At 68.7% G+C, this 17,226-nt stretch carries 16 protein-coding genes; 14 read left to right on the forward strand and 2 right to left on the reverse strand.

Annotation, left to right across the window (positions count from 1 at the left end; all coding sequences use genetic code 11):
* Positions 1 to 43: 43 nt before the first annotated feature.
* On the reverse strand, positions 44 to 1,411 hold the full coding sequence (gene cysS / locus C693_RS0113480) for a cysteine--tRNA ligase (RefSeq protein WP_017462814.1): 1,368 nt from the start codon (positions 1,409 to 1,411) through the stop codon (positions 44 to 46).
* 183 nt (positions 1,412 to 1,594) lie between these two features.
* Between cysS and C693_RS0113485 the strand changes: the two genes are divergently transcribed.
* From C693_RS0113485 to C693_RS0113550, 14 genes are all read left to right on the forward strand, one after another.
* On the forward strand, positions 1,595 to 2,134 hold the full coding sequence (locus C693_RS0113485) for a glycine zipper 2TM domain-containing protein (protein ID WP_017462815.1): 540 nt from the start codon (positions 1,595 to 1,597) through the stop codon (positions 2,132 to 2,134).
* A 365-nt stretch (positions 2,135 to 2,499) separates the two neighbouring features.
* Positions 2,500 to 3,507: an N-acetylornithine carbamoyltransferase gene (locus tag C693_RS0113490; RefSeq protein ID WP_017462816.1), complete on the forward strand. Its 1,008-nt coding sequence runs from the start codon at positions 2,500 to 2,502 to the stop codon at positions 3,505 to 3,507.
* A 10-nt stretch (positions 3,508 to 3,517) separates the two neighbouring features.
* Positions 3,518 to 4,141: an FMN-binding negative transcriptional regulator gene (locus C693_RS0113495; protein WP_017462817.1), complete on the forward strand. Its 624-nt coding sequence runs from the start codon at positions 3,518 to 3,520 to the stop codon at positions 4,139 to 4,141.
* A complete protein-coding gene (locus tag C693_RS0113500; RefSeq protein WP_017462818.1) occupies positions 4,138 to 4,611 on the forward strand; it encodes an OsmC family protein in 474 nt (157 codons plus the stop codon). The genes C693_RS0113495 and C693_RS0113500 overlap by 4 nt, the downstream gene beginning before the upstream one ends.
* Before the next feature lie 31 nt (positions 4,612 to 4,642).
* Positions 4,643 to 5,836, forward strand: coding sequence for an argininosuccinate synthase (locus tag C693_RS0113505; protein WP_017462819.1), 1,194 nt, complete (start codon positions 4,643 to 4,645; stop codon positions 5,834 to 5,836).
* A gap of 3 nt (positions 5,837 to 5,839) precedes the next feature.
* Positions 5,840 to 6,283, forward strand: coding sequence for a GNAT family N-acetyltransferase (locus tag C693_RS0113510; protein ID WP_017462820.1), 444 nt, complete (start codon positions 5,840 to 5,842; stop codon positions 6,281 to 6,283).
* Positions 6,280 to 7,380 carry an acetylornithine deacetylase gene (locus C693_RS0113515; RefSeq protein WP_017462821.1) on the forward strand — a complete coding sequence of 367 codons (1,101 nt, stop codon included), beginning with the start codon at positions 6,280 to 6,282 and terminating at the stop codon, positions 7,378 to 7,380. The genes C693_RS0113510 and C693_RS0113515 overlap by 4 nt, the downstream gene beginning before the upstream one ends.
* 40 nt (positions 7,381 to 7,420) lie before the next feature.
* Positions 7,421 to 8,737 carry an acetylglutamate kinase gene (locus C693_RS0113520; protein WP_017462822.1) on the forward strand — a complete coding sequence of 439 codons (1,317 nt, stop codon included), beginning with the start codon at positions 7,421 to 7,423 and terminating at the stop codon, positions 8,735 to 8,737.
* 16 nt (positions 8,738 to 8,753) lie between these two features.
* Complete coding sequence (gene argC, locus C693_RS0113525) at positions 8,754 to 9,713, forward strand: N-acetyl-gamma-glutamyl-phosphate reductase (protein ID WP_017462823.1); 960 nt, start codon at positions 8,754 to 8,756, stop codon at positions 9,711 to 9,713.
* Positions 9,714 to 9,818: 105 nt separating this feature from the next.
* Complete coding sequence (argH, locus tag C693_RS0113530) at positions 9,819 to 11,114, forward strand: argininosuccinate lyase (RefSeq protein WP_017462824.1); 1,296 nt, start codon at positions 9,819 to 9,821, stop codon at positions 11,112 to 11,114.
* 12 nt (positions 11,115 to 11,126) lie between these two features.
* Complete coding sequence (locus C693_RS0113535; protein ID WP_017462825.1) at positions 11,127 to 11,474, forward strand: cupin domain-containing protein; 348 nt, start codon at positions 11,127 to 11,129, stop codon at positions 11,472 to 11,474.
* Positions 11,467 to 12,597: a glutamate 5-kinase gene (gene proB, locus C693_RS0113540; RefSeq protein WP_017462826.1), complete on the forward strand. Its 1,131-nt coding sequence runs from the start codon at positions 11,467 to 11,469 to the stop codon at positions 12,595 to 12,597. Before C693_RS0113535 ends, proB (C693_RS0113540) begins: the two co-directional genes overlap by 8 nt.
* Before the next feature lie 125 nt (positions 12,598 to 12,722).
* Positions 12,723 to 13,898, forward strand: coding sequence for a glutamate 5-kinase (proB, locus tag C693_RS0113545; RefSeq protein ID WP_017462827.1), 1,176 nt, complete (start codon positions 12,723 to 12,725; stop codon positions 13,896 to 13,898).
* 2 nt (positions 13,899 to 13,900) lie between these two features.
* Positions 13,901 to 15,166: a glutamate-5-semialdehyde dehydrogenase gene (locus C693_RS0113550; protein WP_017462828.1), complete on the forward strand. Its 1,266-nt coding sequence runs from the start codon at positions 13,901 to 13,903 to the stop codon at positions 15,164 to 15,166.
* A gap of 158 nt (positions 15,167 to 15,324) precedes the next feature.
* Here C693_RS0113550 and ggt read toward each other — a convergent pair whose 3' ends face one another.
* The gene (ggt, locus tag C693_RS0113555) at positions 15,325 to 17,097 is read right to left on the reverse strand and encodes a gamma-glutamyltransferase (RefSeq protein WP_017462829.1); all 1,773 of its coding nucleotides are present in this window, start codon (positions 17,095 to 17,097) and stop codon (positions 15,325 to 15,327) included.
* Positions 17,098 to 17,226 lie beyond the last annotated feature (129 nt).

The raw sequence follows: 17,226 nt of genomic DNA on the forward strand, positions 1-17,226 counted from the left end.
CATTATCGCGCGGACGGGCGCGTGCTGCCCGGACCCGCGGCATTCATGCCTTGACGACGCTCCAGCGCGTGCCCTGCGCACCGTCCTCGATCACCACGCCCATCGCGGTCAGCTCGGCGCGGATGGCGTCGGCGCGGGCGAAATCCCGGGCGGCGCGGGCGGCCCTGCGCTCTTCCAGCAAGGCTTCGACCCGCCCGGCGTCGACCGCGTCGGCACCGTGGCGGAACCACGCCTCCGGATCCTGTTGCAGCAGGCCGAGCAGGGCACCACCGCCGAGCAAGGCCGCCTTGGCAGCCGCCGTGCCCGACTGGCGGGCGGCGTCGGCCAGCGTGGCCAGCTCGGCCAGCGCCTGCGGCGTGTTGAGGTCGTCGCAGAGCGCGGCCTCGACCGCGGCGGGCACCGGCAGTGCGCCCTCGACCGTCACGTCGGCCAGGTCGCGCAGCACGCGGTACCAGCCGTCCAGCGTGCTGACCGCCTGGGCGATCGCCTGGTCGGACCAGTCCAGCGGCTGGCGGTAGTGGCCGCGCATCAGCAGCAGGCGCAGCGCTTCCGGCGGGTGCTGCTGCAGCAGCTGGTGGACGTGCAGCACGTTGCCCAGCGACTTGGACATCTTGCGGCCGCCGAAGGTGAGCATGCCGTTGTGCAGCCACCAGCGGGCGAAGACCTTGCCGCCGTGGGCGCAGGTGGACTGCGCGATCTCGTTCTCGTGGTGCGGGAACTGCAGGTCGACGCCACCGGCGTGGATGTCGATGGTCTCGCCCAGGTGCGCCGCGCTCATCGCCGAGCACTCGATGTGCCAGCCCGGGCGGCCGCGGCCCCACGGGCTGTCCCAGCCCGGCAGCTCCGGCGTGGAAGGCTTCCACAGCACGAAGTCGACCGGGTTCTTCTTGTACGGGGCCACCTCGACGCGGGCGCCGGCGATCATCTCCTCGGTATCGCGGCCGGACAGCGCGCCATAGGCGGCATAAGAGGCGACGTCGAACAGCACGTGACCCTCGGCCTCGTAGGCGTGACCGTTGGCGATCAGCGTCTGGATCATCGCGATGATCTCGCCGATGTGTGCGGTGGCGTGCGGCTCGATGTCCGGCGGCGCGATGCCCAGTTTCGCCATGTCCTCGCGGTAGGTGGCGGTGAAGCGGTCGGTGATCGCCGAGATCGGCACGCCCTGGTCGAGCGCCGCGGCGTTGATCTTGTCGTCCACGTCGGTGATGTTCCGTGCGTAGACCACCTTCGGATAATGCCGGCGCAGCAGCCGCACCAGCACGTCGAACACCACCGGGCCGCGGGCGTTGCCGATATGCACGTAGCTGTACACGGTCGGGCCGCACAGGTACATCGTCACCCGCTCCGGATCGAGCGGTGCGAAGGGTTCGACCTGGCGGCTCAGGCTGTTGTAGAGCGAAATCGGCATCGGCAGGGCATCCACGGGGCGGGCGTCCGGCAGGGCCGCCGGACGGGGATCGGCCGGGCATATTAACAAGCGCTAAGCCGGGCCGGGCGCGGGGCGGAGGTTCTAAGCGTCGATTCAGTGTGAATTTGTTCGAATGCGACGGCCCAGCAGTGGGTCCAGAGAACCTCTCCGTCCGGAGTTCGTATGAACAAGATGTTGCTCCCCGCATTGGCACTGACCCTGATGTTCGGTGCCGCGCACGCCCAGGATCGTTACGGGCCGCCGCCGCCCCAGGGGGGCGACGACAATACGCATTACGGTTGGGCGGATGTGCTGCGCGTGGATCCCAACTATTCCATCGTGCGCACCGAGGCGCCGCAGCAGCAGTGCTACGACCAGCAGGTGGTACGCCGCGAAGGTGGCAACAGCACCGCCGGTACCGTGCTCGGTGCCATCGTCGGCGGCGTGCTGGGCAACACCATCGGCAAGGGCGATGGCCGCAAGGCGGCGACCGTGGCCGGTGCCGTGGCTGGCGGCGCGATCGGTCACCGGGCGGCGGGCAGCGGTTCGGAATACCAGACCACCGAGACCCGTTGCCGCGAGGTCAGCCAGGTCAGCGAGCAGCGCCGCATCACCAGCTACGACGTGGAATACCGCTATCGCGGCGAGGTCTACGTATCGCGCCTGAGCTACGACCCGGGCGAGCGTCTGCGGGTGCGCGTCAGCGTCGAGCCGGCGGACTGAATTTCCGCGGGAAAGACCCCACCGACCGCCGCCTTCGGGCGGCGGTCCCGTTTTTGGCCCCGCGGTTCCCCGAGTCTTCTTTTTTTGTTGCACGGCAGCGGAATTGCCGCCATGATTCGGTCTCCGCTTCCCGAGTCCTCCATGTCCACAGCCGTCTATACCGCCAACGTCCTCACCAGCGCCCGCATGGCTGCTGGCATGACGTCGCGTGCGCGCCGACCGCTGGGCGAACATCCGGCCGGGTAGGCTGTCGCGCGCTGTTGTCCACGAGCACCGACTGAAAAACCCGGCCTTCGCGCCGGGTTTTTTCGTTTCCACTCCACGGTTTCCAGCTTTTCCACCCCTCGACACAGGATCCCGAACGCATGGCACTTCGACACTTCCTGACCACCCAGGACTACAGCCGCGCCGAGATCGACGCGCTGCTGGAGCAGGCGGCCGCGTTCAAGCGCTCGCCGCGCGGGCAGCAGCTGGCCGGCAAGTCGGTGGCGCTGCTGTTCTTCAATCCCTCGATGCGCACCCGCACCAGCTTCGAGCTGGGTGCATTCCACCTGGGCGGCCACGCCATCGTGCTCGCGCCGGGCAAGGACGCGTGGCCGATCGAGTTCGAGGTCGGCAGCGTGATGGACGGCGATACCGAGGAGCACATCGCCGAAGTGGCGCGCGTGCTCAGCCGCTATGTGGACCTGATCGCGGTGCGCGCCTTTCCGAAGTTCCAGGACTGGCAGGTGGACCGCGAGGACAAGGTCATCAAGGCCTTCGCCCAGTACGCCACGGTGCCGGTGATCAACATGGAGACGATCACCCATCCCTGCCAGGAACTGGCACACGCGCTGGCCATGCGCGAGCACCTGGGCGACCTCACGAAGAAGAAATACGTGCTGACCTGGACCTACCACCCCAAGCCGCTGAACACCGCGGTGGCCAACTCGGCATTGCTGATCGCCACCAAGATGGGCATGGACGTGACCCTGCTGTGTCCCACGCCCGACTACGTGCTGGACGAGCGCTACATGCAGGCCGGCCAGGAGAACGCGAAGGCCAATGGCGGCTCGCTGAAGGTCAGCCACGACATCGAGGAGGCCTATTCCGGCGCGCACGTGGTGTACGCCAAGAGCTGGGGCGCGCTGCCGTACTTCGGCCGCTGGGAGCAGGAAAAGCCGATCCGCGAGGCGAACAAGCACTTCATCGTCGACGAGGCGAAGATGGCGCTGACCGACCACGGCCTGTTCAGCCACTGCCTGCCGCTGCGCCGCAACGTCAAGGCCACCGACGCGGTGATGGACGCGCCGTACTGCATCGCCATCGACGAAGCCGAGAACCGCCTGCACGTGCAGAAGGCGGTGATGGCGTCGCTGATCGGGCAGGGTTGAGCCGTCACCCATGTACCTCCCCGGACATTTTTCCGAGACCCGTGACCAGGCCCTGCATGGGCTGGTCGATGCGCATCCGTTCGCCACCGTGCTGGTGCCGGATGCATCGGGTGTCGCCGTGAACCATCTGCCACTGCTGCGGCAGGGCGATGTGCTGCGCGGCCATGTCGCCGGCGGCAACGAGCTGGCCACAATGGACGGCGCCGCCGTGGTGGCGGTGTTCCACGGCCCGCAGGGCTACGTGAGCCCGAACTGGTACCCGAGCAAGCACGAGACCGGGCGCGAGGTGCCGACCTGGAACTACGCCGTGGCGCACGTGCACGGGCGCCTGCGCGTAGTCCGCGACGCCGGCTGGCTGCGCGATCTGCTGGACGCCTTGACCGACCGCTTCGAGGCGACCGAGCCGGCGCCCTGGAAGGTCGCCGATGCCCCGGCCGACCACGTGCAGAAGCTGCTCGGTGCCATCGCCGGCATCGAGATCGCCATCGAGCGCATCGAGGGCAAGTTCAAGCTCAGCCAGAACCACCCGGCGGCGAACCGTGCCGGCGTGGTCGACGGCCTGACCCGTCGCGCGCAGGGCGACGACCTGGCGCTGGCCGCGCTGATGCAGGCGCAGGAGGCAGCACGCGCATGAACCGCCCGCATCGCTACCGCGTCGACGTGGTCTGGACCGGCAACCGCGGTACCGGCACCGACGGCTACCGCAACTACAGCCGCAACCACGTGATCCGCGTGCCCGGCAAGCCGGAACTGGCCGGATCGGCCGACCCCACCTTCCGCGGCGACGCCACGAAGTACAACCCGGAGGACATGCTGGTGGCCGCGCTGTCCACCTGCCACATGCTCTCGTACCTGCACATGGCGACCGTCGCCGGCGTGGTGGTCACCGACTACTGCGACTCGGCCGAGGGCACGATGGTGACCGAGGGCGACGGCGGCCGCTTCACCGAGGTGGTGCTGCGTCCCGTCGTCACCATCACCGCCGCCAGCGACCCGGCCAAGGCCGAGGCCGCGCACGAGGCGGCACACCACGCCTGCTTCATCGCCAATTCCGTGAATTTCCCGGTGCGCTGCGAGCCGCGCACCGTCGTCGCTTCCGACTGACCGTCCACCTCCGCCCCAGGATCCCCGCACCATGAGCCAGAAAGACATCGTCCTCGCCTTCTCCGGCGGCCTCGACACCAGCTTCTGCGTCCCGTACCTGAAAGAGCGCGGCTGGGCCGTGCACACCGTGTTCGCCGACACCGGCGGCGTGGATGCCGAGGAGCGCGCCTACATCGAGGCGCGCGCGAAAGAGCTCGGCGTCGCCAGCCACGTCACCGTGGACGGCGGCCCGGCGATCTGGAACGGCTTCGTGAAGCCGTTCGTGTGGGCCGGCGAGGGCTACCAGGGGCAGTACCCGCTGCTGGTGTCCGACCGCTACCTGATCGTCGATGCGGCGATCGCGCGTGCGAAGGAGCTGGGCACCAAGGCGATCGCCCACGGCTGCACCGGCATGGGCAACGACCAGGTGCGTTTCGACCTGGCGGTGAAGGCGCTGGGCGACTACCAGATCGTGGCGCCGATCCGCGAGATCCAGAAGGAGCACACCCAGACCCGCGCCTACGAGCAGGCCTACCTGGAAGAGCGCGGCTTCGAAGTGCGAGCGAAGCAGAAGAGCTACACCATCAACGAGAACCTGCTCGGCGTGACCCTGTCCGGCGGCGAGATCGACCACTGGAAGGCGCCGGGCGAGGGCGCCCGCGGCTGGTGCAAGCCGCGCGCGGAATGGCCGTCCGACAAGCTGCAGGTCACGCTCGGCTTCGAGAAGGGCGAGGCGGTGTCGCTCGACGGCGAGAAGCTGCCGGGCGCGGCGATCCTGGCGAAGCTCAACGCGCTGTTCGCGCCGTACGGCGTGGGCCGCGGCATGTATACCGGCGACACCACCATCGGCCTGAAGGGCCGCATCGTGTACGAAGCGCCGGGGCTGGTCTCGCTGCTGGCCGCGCACCGCGCACTGGAGGAGGCGGTGCTGACCAAGCAGCAGAACCGCTTCAAGCCGGAGGTGGCGCGCAAGTGGGTCGAGGTGGTCTACGAAGGCTTCTTCCACGACCCGGTGAAGACCGACCTGGAAGCCTTCCTCGCCTCCAGCCAGGCCTGCGTCAACGGCGAGGTGGTGCTGGAAACGTCCGGCGCCCAGGTCACCGCGGTCGAGGTGCGTTCGCCGCACATCCTCAACGCCAAGGGGGCTATCTACGCACAGTCCGCCGACTGGGGCGTGGAAGAGGCCGAAGGCTTCATCAAGCTGTTCGGCATGAGCTCGACGCTGTGGGCCGAGGTCAACCGCTGACACATGGACGGCACGCTGCGCATCGATACGTCACGGGAGGCGCTGGATCGGGACATGATCCACGCCTTCCTCGCCGAGCAGGCCTACTGGAGCCGCGGCATCCCGCGCGAGACGGTGGAGCGTGCCATCGAAGGCTCGCTGTGCTTCGGCGGCTACCTCGACGGGCACCAGGTCGCGTTCGCGCGGGTGGTCACTGATGGCGCCACCTTCGGCTACCTCGCCGACGTGTTCGTGCTGCCGGAGCATCGCGGGCGAGGCCATGCCAAGACCCTGATGGCGGCGGTGATGGCGCATCCGCAATTGCAGGGTCTGCGCCGCTTCAGCCTGGCCACCCTTGATGCGCACGCGCTGTATGCCGGTTTCGGCTTCACCGCGCCGAGTCGGCCGCAGAACCTGATGGAAAAGCTCGATCCGGACATCTACACCCGACAGCCAGGCAGGCCATGACACCTCTTCTGCAATACACCCTGGAACACCTCAAGGCCCTGGTCGGCTTCGACACGCGCAATCCGCCGCGCGCCATCGGTACCGGCGGCATCTTCGACTACATCCGCGCGCAGTTGCCCGGGTTCGACGTCACCGTCACCGACTACGGTGCCGGTGCGGTTACGCTGCATGCGGTGCGTGGTGCGCCGAAGCGGCTGTTCAACGTGCACCTGGACACCGTGCCCGACTCGCCGCACTGGAGCGCCGACCCACACCGGCTGCGCATCACCGGTGATCGCGCGATCGGCCTGGGCGCCTGCGACATCAAGGGCGCCGCGGCGGCGCTGCTCGCCGTGGCGAACGTCACCGACGGCCCGATGGCGATGCTGTTCTCCACCGACGAGGAGGCCAACGATGCGCGCTGCATCGCCGGCTTCCTGGGAACGAAGCACGACTACGACGCGATCATCGTGGCCGAGCCGACCAAGGGCGAAGCTGTGCTGGCGCACCGCGGCATCCACTCGGTGCTGATGCGCTTTGCCGGCCATGCCGGCCACGCCTCGGGCGAGCAGAAGCCCAGCGACAGCGCGCTGCATCAGGCGGTGCGCTGGGGCGATGCGGCGCTGGATTTCGCCGCGGCGCAGTCGCATGAACGTTTCGGCGGGTTGACCGGCCTGCGCTTCAACATCGGCCGCATCGACGGCGGCATCAAGGCCAACATGATCGCGCCGACCACCGAGGTGCGCTTCGGCTTCCGTCCGCTGCCGACGATGGATCCGGACCGCATGCTGGAGACCCTGCGCACCCTGGTCGAGCCGGCGCCCGCCGAGTTCACCGAGACGTTCCGCGGCGACTCGCTGCCGGCCGGCGACACCGCCACCGCCGAGGCTCGCCGGCTGGCCGCGCGCGACCTCGCCGACGAACTGGATATCCCGGTCGGCAACGCGGTGGACTTCTGGACCGAGGCGGCGCTGTTCTCCGCCGCGGGCTATACCGCGTTCGTCTATGGCCCCGGCGACATCGCCCAGGCGCACACCGCCGACGAGTGGGTGGCGCTCGACCAGCTGCAGCATTACGCCGCCACCATCCACGGGCTGGTCGCACGCGGCCACGCGTGAGACGACAGCCACGTTCCCCGACCATTCCCCGATCGATGCCATGACCAACGGTTCCCACACCCGCAAGACCATCGTTCGCCTGCTCTCGGCCATGGGCAGCGCGAAGGAGATCCAGCAGTACCTCAAGCGCTTTTCCCAGCTCGACGCCAGCCGCTTCGCGGTAGTGAAGGTGGGCGGCGCGGTGCTGCGCGACGAGCTCAATGACCTCACCTCCTCGCTGACCTTCCTGCAGCAGGTCGGCCTCACGCCAATCGTGCTGCACGGCGCCGGCCCGCAGCTGGACGAGGAGCTCGCCGCGGCCGGCATCGAGAAGCAGACGGTGAACGGCCTACGCGTGACCAGCCCGAAGGCGCTGGGCATCGTGCGCCGCGTGTTCCAGCAGCAGAACCTCAAGCTGGTCGAGGCGCTGCAGTCGATGGACACGCGCGCCACCTCGGTGCCCTCGGGCGTGTTCATGGCCAGCTTCCTGGACCGCGACACCTACGGCATGGTCGGCAAGGTCGACAGCATCAACCTGGCGCCGATCGAGGCCAGCCTGCGCGCGGGCTCGATCCCGGTGATCGCCAGCCTGGGCGAGACGGATGAAGGACAGTTCCTCAACATCAACGCCGACTTCGCCGCCAACGAGCTGGTGCGGGTGCTGCAGCCGTACAAGATCGTGTTCCTCACCGGCACCGGTGGGCTGCTCGACGACCAGGGTCGGCTGATCGACTCGATCAACCTGTCCACCGAGTTCGATCACCTGATGGCGCAGCCGTGGATCAACGGCGGCATGCGAGTGAAGATCGAGCAGATCGCCGACCTCCTGGACAAGCTGCCGCTGTCGTCCTCGGTGTCGATCACGCGGCCGTCCGAGCTGGCCAAGGAGCTGTTCACCCACAAGGGCTCCGGCACCCTGGTCCGGCGCGGCGAGAAGGTGCTGACCTTCGACAGCTGGGCGGGCGTGGACCAGGCGCGGCTGCGCGAACTGATCGAGTCGAGCTTCGGCCGCAAGGTGGTGGACGACTACTTCGAGCGCACCGTGCCGTATCGCGTGTACGTGAGCGAGAACTACCGCGCGGCGATGATCCTCACCCTGGACGAAGGCCTGCCGTACCTGGACAAGTTCGCCGTGCTTGACGACGCGCAGGGCGAGGGCCTGGGCCGCGCCGTGTGGCAGGTGGTGCGCGAGCAGCATCCGCAGCTGTTCTGGCGCTCGCGCCATGGCAATCCCGTCAATCCGTTCTACTACGCCGAGTCCGACGGCTGCTTCAAGCAGGAGCGCTGGAAGGTGTTCTGGTACGGGCTGGACGGCTTCGACACCATCGAGCGCTGCGTCGCCCACTGCGCCACCCGCCAGCCGACGCTGGTCGACTGACCTCACGGGAACCGTCATGACTGTCTCACGCAAAACCCTCGGCATCGTCGGCGCCCGCGGCCATACCGGCGCGGAGCTGATCCGCTTGGTCGCCGCGCATCCGGCGCTGGAGCTGGTGTTCGTTTCCTCGCGCGAGCTGGACGGCCAGCGCGTGGCCGACCACGTGGACGGCTATACCGGCGAGCTGCGCTACGCCAGCCTCGATGCCGACGCCGTCGCGGCGCAGGGCGCGGACGTGGTGGTGCTGGCCCTGCCCAACGGCAAGGCGGCGCCCTATGTCGAGGCGATCGACAAGGCCAAGCCCGATACGCTGATCCTCGACCTGTCGGCCGACTACCGTTTCGACAGCACGTGGTACTACGGCCTGCCGGAGCTCACCCGCGACAAATGGCGCGGCGAGAAGCGGATCAGCAACCCGGGCTGCTACGCCACCGCGATCCAGCTCTCGATCGCGCCGCTGAAGGATCTGCTGGCCGCACCGCCGGTGTGTTTTGGCGTGTCCGGCTACTCCGGCGCCGGCACCACGCCCTCGGACAAGAACGACCCCGAGAAGCTGCGCGACAACCTGATGCCGTACTCGCTCACCGGCCACACCCACGAGAAGGAAGCCAGCCGCCACCTCGGCGTGCCGGTGGAGTTCATGCCGCACGTGGCGCCGCATTTCCGCGGCCTCACCGTCACCACCAACCTCTACCTCGCGCGCAAGATGACCCGCGATGAGGTCATGCAGCGCTTCCACCACGCCTACGACGCCGAACCGCTGGTGCAGGTGCTCGACGAGGCGCCGTGGGTAAGCGCCATCGCCGGGAAGCACCACGTCGACATCGGCGGCTTCGCGCTCTCGGTCGACGGCAAGCGCGTGGTGGTGGTCGCCACGCTGGACAACCTGCTCAAGGGCGCCGCGACCCAGGCGCTGCAGAACATCAACCGGGCGATCGGCGTCGACGAGCTCACCGCCATCCCCGCCACCCCATGACGACGTAGGAGCCCGCTCGCGGGCGATGCCTTTGCTCCTGATCTCCATCAAAGCCAAAAGCATCGCCCGCGAGCGGGCTCCTACAAATGGCCCAGGACATCAACGATGACCCAACCCCTCTGGCAGAAATCCGGCATCCAGATCGACCAGCGCATCATGCAGTTCCTCGCCGGGGACGACGTGATCCTCGATCGCGAGTTCTTCCTGTACGACATCGCCGCCAGCAAGGCGCACGTCGAAGGCCTGCAGCACATCGGCGTGGTCAGCGCCGACGAGGCGACGGCGCTCAAGCGCGAGCTCGACGTGCTGGCGGAGGATTTCCGTTCCGGCGCCTTCGTGCTGGACGAGCGCTTCGAGGACTGCCACTCGGCGATCGAGGCGCGGCTCACCGAGCGGTTGGGCGATGCCGGTCGCCGCGTGCACACCGGGCGCAGCCGCAACGACCAGATCCTGGTCGCCACGCGGTTGTGGCTGAAGGACCAGCTGGCCGAGCTGGAGGCGCACTGCCGCGCCGTGGCCGAGGTCTGCCTGGAGCGCGCCGCGAAGCCGGCCCTGCCGATGCCGGGCTACACCCACCTGCAGCGTGCCGTGGTCTCGTCCACCGCGATGTGGTTCGCTGGTTTCGCCGAGGGCTTCATCGACAACGCGCTGCGCGCCCGGCAGACCCACACGCTGATCGACGCCAATCCGCTGGGCACCGCCGCCGGCTACGGCGTCAACCTGCCGCTGGACCGCGCGCACACCACGCAGGCGCTGGGGTTCGCCCGCATGCAGGTCAGCCCGATCTACGCGCAGCTGTCGCGCGGCAAGTACGAGATGGCGGTGCTGGAGGCGATCGGCGCGGCGATGCTCGACGTACGCCGGCTGGCCTGGGACCTGTCGCTGTTCACCACCGCCGAATTCGGCTTCGTGCAGTTGCCGGCGCAGTACACCACCGGCAGCTCGATCATGCCGAACAAGCGCAATCCAGACGTGGTGGAACTGCTGCGGGCCAGCTACGCCAGCGTGGCGGCGGCGCGCACCGAGATCGAACAGCTGCTGTCGCTTCCCTCGGGCTACCAGCGCGACCTGCAGTTCTCCAAGGGCTCGATCTTCCACGGCGTGCGCCATGGCCTGATGGCGCTGGAGCTGGTGCCGGGCCTGCTGGCGCAGATGCAGTGGAACGAGGCGACCATGCGCGCGGCGATCGAGCCGGCGATGTATGCCACCGACGTGGCGATCGAGCAGGCCGCGGCCGGCGTGCCGTTCCGCGACGCCTACCGCGCCGCAGCCGAAACCGCCGCTTCGGCGGGCAAGGGACGCACGCCGGAGGGCAGCCTGGCTGCCCGTACTTCGCCCGGCGCCGGTGACCAGCTGAAGCTGGACGAGTTGCGCGCGCGGCTCGCCGCGCTCGGCCAGTGAGGTAACGCAGCCATGACCGCCGTCAGCACCGCCAACGCAGCACATTACGTCTGGGGCCAGCAGTGCGACGGCTGGCATTTGCTGGCCGGCGACGACCTCAGCGTGATCGAGGAGCGCATGCCGCCCGGCACCCGCGAAGTGCGCCACCGGCACGTGCGTGCGCGCCAGTTCTTCTACGTGCTGGAAGGCCGCGCCTCGCTCGAACTGGACGGCATCGTGCGTTGCCTCGCCGCGGGGCAGGGCCTGCACGTTCCGCCCGGCGCCGCGCACCAGATGCGCAACGATTCCGGCGAGGAGCTGCGCTTCCTCGTGGTGTCCTCTCCCCGAAGCCACGGCGATCGCGAGGTGGTCGATGGCTGAGCTGCCCGGTCAGCCGCTGCCCGCATGGCGACGCGCGGTGCTCAAGGTCGGCAGCAACCTGCTGGCGGCCGATGGCGGTGGGCTTACGCCCGACTACGCACAGGCTCTGGCCGCATTCATCGCCGACAGCCAGGCGCAGGGCAGGGAAGTGGTGCTGGTGTCGTCCGGCGCGGTCGCGGCGGGTCGCGCCCTGCTGCGCGCGCGCGCCGTCCCGATGGGCGACCTGGCCGAACGCCAGGCGCTGGCCGCGCTCGGCCAGGCGCCGATGATCGCGCTGTGGCAATCGCTGTCGACCCGCGCCGTGGCACAGGTGCTGCTCACCCACGACGACCTGCGCAACCGTCGCCGCTACCTCAACGCCCGAACCACGCTGCGCCAGCTGCTGGCGATCGACGTGCTGCCGGTGATCAACGAGAACGACACCGTGGCGGTGGACGAGCTCAAGCTCGGCGACAACGACAACCTCGCTGCCATTGTCGCCGCGCTGGTGGATGCCGACCTGTTGCTGATCGCCTCGGACATCGACGCGCTGCACAGCGCCGATCCGCGTCGCGATCCGGACGCGCGACCGATTCCGCGCGTGGACGAGATCACCCCGGCGGTGCTGGCGATGGCCGGCGGCAGCGGCAGCACGGTCGGCACCGGCGGCATGCGCACCAAGCTGCAGGCGGCACAGAAGGCGGCGGCGGCCGGCATTGCCACGGCGCTGTTCAACGGGCGTGATGCCGCCACCGTGCAGGCGCTGGGGCAGGGCGAGCTGCGCGGCACGCTGTTCATCGCCGGACAGAGCCGGATGCAGGCGCGCAAGTACTGGTTGCTGCACGCGCCCTGTGACGCCTCGTCGATCCAGGTCGATGCGGGTGCAGCCCGCGCGCTCGCCGCGGGACGCGCCTCGCTGCTTCCGGGAGGCGTGGTCGAGGCGCTGGGCGACTTCCATCGTGGCGACCTGGTGGAAGTGATCGATCCCGCCGGCCGCCTGGTGGCGCGTGGCCTGAGCCAGTACGGCGCGATGGACGTGCGCCGGCTTGCCGGCCGGCACAGTCGCGACATCGATGATCTGCTCGGCTACAGCTATGGCCCGGCGATCGTGCACCGGGACGACCTTGCCCTGGTTACAGGTTGATGCGTTTGGACGTCCATACGGCTTTAATCGTGTCACGTGAATGGCGGATTTCCCCGCAAGGGGTTGAAATGCGGGAGCCTGCCCAGATCCTCTAAGGGTTGTATCAAGTGGAGGATGTCGGGGAAATGACGCTACTCAGGGCCTTTCGGCAGCAATCCGTGCCGCCGTGGCGGCGCGCCGTGCTCAAGGTCGGCAGCAGCCTGATCGCCGCCGATGGCGGTGGGCTCAGCACGCGCTATGCGCTCGGGCTGGCGCAGTTCATCGCGTCCTGTCACGCCAGTGGCCGCGAGATCGTGCTGGTCTCGTCCGGCGCGGTTGCCGCGGGGCGCGTGCTGCTGAAAGACCATTCCAGCGAGGACACCAGCAATGCGGCCAGGCAGGCGATGGCCGCGCTGGGCCAGACCCAGACGGTAGGCCTGTGGCAACGCCTGCTCGACATCCCGCTGGCGCAGGTGCTGCTGACCCATGACGACCTGCGCAACCGGCGACGCTACCTCAATGCCCGCGCCACGCTCGGCGAACTGCTGCAGCATCGCGTGATGCCGGTGGTCAACGAGAACGACACCGTGGCGGTGGACGAACTCACCCTGGGCGACAACGACAACCTCGCCGCGATCATCGCCGCGCTGGTCGATGCGGACATGCTGCTGATCGCCACCGACATCGACGGCCTGTACACCGCCGACCCGCGCAGCAATCCGGACGCCGAGCCGGTCAACGAAGTGCCCGAGCTCACTCCCGAGATCATGGCGATGGCCGGTGCGGCCGGCAGCGCGGTGGGCACCGGCGGCATGCGCACCAAGCTGGAGGCGGCGGAGAAAGCCGGTGCGGCCGGCATCGAAACGATTCTTTTCAACGGCCGCGACAGCGAGGTGGTGAGCCTGCTCTCGCGCGACCTGCTGCATGGAACCCTGCTGCGCACCAAGGCCACCCGCCTGCAGGCGCGCAAGTACTGGCTGCGCCACGTGCCGGCGGTGCCTGGGCATATCGAGGTGGATGCCGGCGCGATGCGCGCGCTCAACGAGGAGGGCGCCTCGTTGCTGCCCAAGGGCATCCTTGCGGCCGACGGCGAGTTCCAGCGCGGCGACATGGTGGAGATCGTCGGTCCCGGCGAGAACGGTTCGCTGCAGTCCTTCGCCCGTGGCATCAGTCAGTACAGCGCCATGGAAATCAATCGCATCGCGCGCTGCCACACGCGCGAGATCAAGCCCCGGCTCGGCTACAGCTTCGGCGAGAACGTCGTGCATCGCGACGATCTCGCGCTGGTGCGCGAGCTGGACCTGACCACAGGAGATATCTGAGCATGAGCAACATCCGAACCCGAGCCCTGGCCTGCCGCGACGCCGCTCCGGCGATCGCCATGCTGGACGCCGAGGCCCGCCGCGCGCTGCTGCGCGACATGGCCGCCGCGGTCGATGCGCATGCCGCGGCCATCCTCGACGCCAACGCGAAGGACATGGCCGGTGCCGCCGACAAGGGCGTGCAGGGCGCCATGCTCGATCGCCTCAAGCTGGACCCCGGCCGCGTCGCCGCCATCGCCAACGCGGTGCGCGAGGTGGCGGACCTGCCCGACGTGGTGGGGCAGGTCACCCGGCGCGAGACCCGGCCGAACGGCCTGGCGATCGAACGCGTGCGCATCCCGCTCGGCGTGGTGGCGATGATCTACGAGGCCCGCCCCAACGTGACCGCCGATGCCGCCGCGCTGTGCATGAAGGCCGGCAACGCGGTGATCCTGCGCGGCGGCTCCGAGGCGCTGCACTCCAACCTTGCCATCGCCGCCGCCCTGCACGAGGCGATGGACAGGCACGGGGTGCCGCGCGACGCGCTGACCATCATGGACGACCTGCGTCGCGAGGCGATGCTCGAGCTGCTGCAGCTGAGCGACATCGTCGACCTGGCGATCCCGCGCGGCGGCGAGGGGCTGATCCGCTTCGTCACCGAACACGCGCGCGTACCGGTGATCAAGCACTACAAGGGCGTGTGCCACCTGTACGTGGACCGCGAGGCGGACCCCGGCCTGGCGCTCGAGCTGCTGCTCGACGGCAAGACCACCCGCACCGGCGTGTGCAACGCGCTGGAAACCCTGCTGGTGCACAAGGACATCGCCGGCGAGTTCCTGCCGCGGGCGGCCGAGGCACTGCGCGCGAAGGGTGTGGAACTGCGAGGCGACGAGGCGAGCCGCGCCGTGGCCGGCGAGATGAAGGTGGCCACCGAGGACGACTACGCCGCCGAGTTCCTCGACCTGATCCTGGCGGTTCGCGTGGTCGACAGTCTCGATGACGCGATCGCCCACATCCGCCGCTACGGCTCGGACCACACCGAGGTGATCGCCACGCGCAACGAGGCGACGGCCGCGAAGTTCGTCCACGCGCTGCGTTCGGCGGTGGTGATGGTCAATGCCTCCTCGCGCTTCTCCGACGGCGGCGAGCTGGGGCTGGGCGCGGAGATCGGCATCTCCACCACCCGACTGCACGCCTACGGGCCGATGGGCGCCGAGTCGCTCACCATCGAGCGCTTCGTGGTGCATGGTGAGGGGCAGGTGCGGCATCCGGAGAGCCGCACCCGCTGATCGCATCCAGACACCCGCCGATCGCATCCAGGCAGGAGCGCGCTGGCGCGCGATGCTTTCCTCTGGTGCGTGACGACGAGCATCGCGCGCAAGCGCGCTCCTACAGAAAAGAAGGGCGCCCGACGGGCGCCCTTCTTGTTTCCGGTGACGGCGGCGGATCAGTAGCCGGCCGCCAGTCCCGACGGACGGCGGCGATCGTTGGCGCCTTCCAGCAGACCGGTCTTCGGGCTGCGCAGGATCGCCTCGTCGGCGCCCCAGGACTGCACCTGCTTGAACTTGTAGCCCATGCCTTCCAGTTCCTTCTTCACCGCATCGGTGAACAGGCCCGGCTCGTAGATCACCGCATCGGGATACCACTGGTGGTGCATGCGCGGGGCGTTCACCGCCTGCTGCATGTTCATGCCGTAGTCGATCACGTTGGTGATGCTCTGCATCACCGTGGTGATGATGGTCGAGCCGCCGGGGCTGCCGGTGACCATGAACAGCTTGCCGTCCTTCAGCACGATGCTCGGCGACATCGAACTCAGCGGGCGCTTGCCGCCCTCTACCTGGTTCGCCTTGCCCTGCACCAGGCCGAAGGTGTTCGGCACGCCGGGCTTGGAGGTGAAGTCGTCCATCTCGTTGTTGAGGAAGAAGCCGGTGTCGCCGGCGATCTGGCCTACGCCGAACAGGTAGTTGATGGTGTAGGTCACCGACACGGCGTTGCCGTGCTTGTCGACCACGGCGTAGCTGGTGGTGTCCATGCCCTCGGTGGCGCCGAGGCTGCCCTTGATCTGCGTCGACGGCGTGGCCTTGTCCGGATCGATGGTCGAGCGCAGCTGGTCGATATGCTTGTCCGAGAGCAGCACGTCGATCGGGTTCTTCACGAACGCCGGATCGCCCAGGTAGTTGTTGCGGTCGGCGAAGGCGCGGCGCTCGGCCTCGATGGTGAAGTGCAGCGCACGGGCCGAGCCGTAGCCCCAGTCCTTCAGCGGATAGGGCTCGAGCAGCTTGAGGATCTGGCAGACGGTGACGCCGCCGGAGCTGGGCGGCGGATCGGAGACCACGGTGTAGCCGCGGTAGCCGCACTTGATCGGGGTGTCCCATTTCACCGTGTAGTCGGCGAAATCCTTCATGGTCAGCAGGCCGCCGTTGGCCTCGCTGGCGGCGACCACCCTGCGCGCGATGTCGCCGTGATAGAACGCCTTGGTGCCGTCCTTGCTGATCTCCTCGAGGGTCTTCGCCAGCTGCGGCTGCACCAGGCGGTCGCCGACCCGGTAGGGCTGGCCATCCTTCAGGAAGATCGCGCCGACGTTCGGGTACTTCTGGAAGTCCTTGGTGCGCTCGCCCAGGATGTTCACGTCACCCTGCTGCAGCACGAAGCCCTGCTTCGCCAGCCTGATCGCCGGGGCGATCACCTGCTGGCGCGAGAGGTGGCCGTACTTGCGCAGCGCCTCGTCCATGCCCATCACGGTGCCGGGCACGCCCACGCCGAGGTAGGTGCCGGTGCTCTTGCCGGGCACGACGTTGCCCTTGTCGTCCTGGAAGATGGTCGGGCCCGCCTTCAGCGGCGCCTTTTCGCGGAAGTCGAGGAACACGTCCTTGCCGTGCGCCAGGTGGATCAGCATGAAGCCGCCGCCGCCGATGTTGCCGCAGCACGGATGCACCACGGCCAGCGCGTAGCCCACCGCCACCGCGGCATCCACGGCGTTGCCGCCACGCTTGAGGATGTCCACGCCGACTTCGGTCGCCAGGTGCTGGGCCGAGACGACCATGGCGTGCTTCGCGGTGACCGGCTGGTCTTTCGACAGGTCGGCCAGGGTGGTCGGGGCGGCGGTGGCGTCGAGCGCCTGCTTGGGGATGTTGTCCTGCACGGCGGCGGACTGGCCCCAGGCCAGCGGCGCGGCCAGCAGCAGGGCCGCCGCCAGGCCGTGGATCAAGGTGTTTCGCATCGGTGGCTCCGGAAGGTGGTGGGGACGGGGTGCCGGTTCCCGATGGTAACCGGCACCGGCACGGTGTGCCTCCCTGCCTGCATCCCTGCACGTTCCTGCGATGTTCCTGCTGGCGGGACGTCCATACGG

The organism is Dyella ginsengisoli LA-4, assembly GCF_000334915.1.
Lineage (GTDB): Bacteria > Pseudomonadota > Gammaproteobacteria > Xanthomonadales > Rhodanobacteraceae > Dyella_A > Dyella_A ginsengisoli_A.

Excerpts from the sequence above, each read along its gene's own strand:
- cysS (WP_017462814.1), bottom strand. The coding sequence starts at position 1,411 with ATGCCGATTTCGCTCTACAACAGCCTGAGCCGCCAGGTCGAACCCTTC.
- C693_RS0113485 (WP_017462815.1), top strand. The coding sequence starts at position 1,595 with ATGAACAAGATGTTGCTCCCCGCATTGGCACTGACCCTGATGTTCGGT.
- C693_RS0113490 (WP_017462816.1), top strand. The coding sequence starts at position 2,500 with ATGGCACTTCGACACTTCCTGACCACCCAGGACTACAGCCGCGCCGAG.
- C693_RS0113495 (WP_017462817.1), top strand. The coding sequence starts at position 3,518 with ATGTACCTCCCCGGACATTTTTCCGAGACCCGTGACCAGGCCCTGCAT.
- C693_RS0113500 (WP_017462818.1), top strand. The coding sequence starts at position 4,138 with ATGAACCGCCCGCATCGCTACCGCGTCGACGTGGTCTGGACCGGCAAC.
- C693_RS0113505 (WP_017462819.1), top strand. The coding sequence starts at position 4,643 with ATGAGCCAGAAAGACATCGTCCTCGCCTTCTCCGGCGGCCTCGACACC.
- C693_RS0113510 (WP_017462820.1), top strand. The coding sequence starts at position 5,840 with ATGGACGGCACGCTGCGCATCGATACGTCACGGGAGGCGCTGGATCGG.
- C693_RS0113515 (WP_017462821.1), top strand. The coding sequence starts at position 6,280 with ATGACACCTCTTCTGCAATACACCCTGGAACACCTCAAGGCCCTGGTC.
- C693_RS0113520 (WP_017462822.1), top strand. The coding sequence starts at position 7,421 with ATGACCAACGGTTCCCACACCCGCAAGACCATCGTTCGCCTGCTCTCG.
- argC (WP_017462823.1), top strand. The coding sequence starts at position 8,754 with ATGACTGTCTCACGCAAAACCCTCGGCATCGTCGGCGCCCGCGGCCAT.
- argH (WP_017462824.1), top strand. The coding sequence starts at position 9,819 with ATGACCCAACCCCTCTGGCAGAAATCCGGCATCCAGATCGACCAGCGC.
- C693_RS0113535 (WP_017462825.1), top strand. The coding sequence starts at position 11,127 with ATGACCGCCGTCAGCACCGCCAACGCAGCACATTACGTCTGGGGCCAG.
- proB (WP_017462826.1), top strand. The coding sequence starts at position 11,467 with ATGGCTGAGCTGCCCGGTCAGCCGCTGCCCGCATGGCGACGCGCGGTG.
- proB (WP_017462827.1), top strand. The coding sequence starts at position 12,723 with ATGACGCTACTCAGGGCCTTTCGGCAGCAATCCGTGCCGCCGTGGCGG.
- C693_RS0113550 (WP_017462828.1), top strand. The coding sequence starts at position 13,901 with ATGAGCAACATCCGAACCCGAGCCCTGGCCTGCCGCGACGCCGCTCCG.
- ggt (WP_017462829.1), bottom strand. The coding sequence starts at position 17,097 with ATGCGAAACACCTTGATCCACGGCCTGGCGGCGGCCCTGCTGCTGGCC.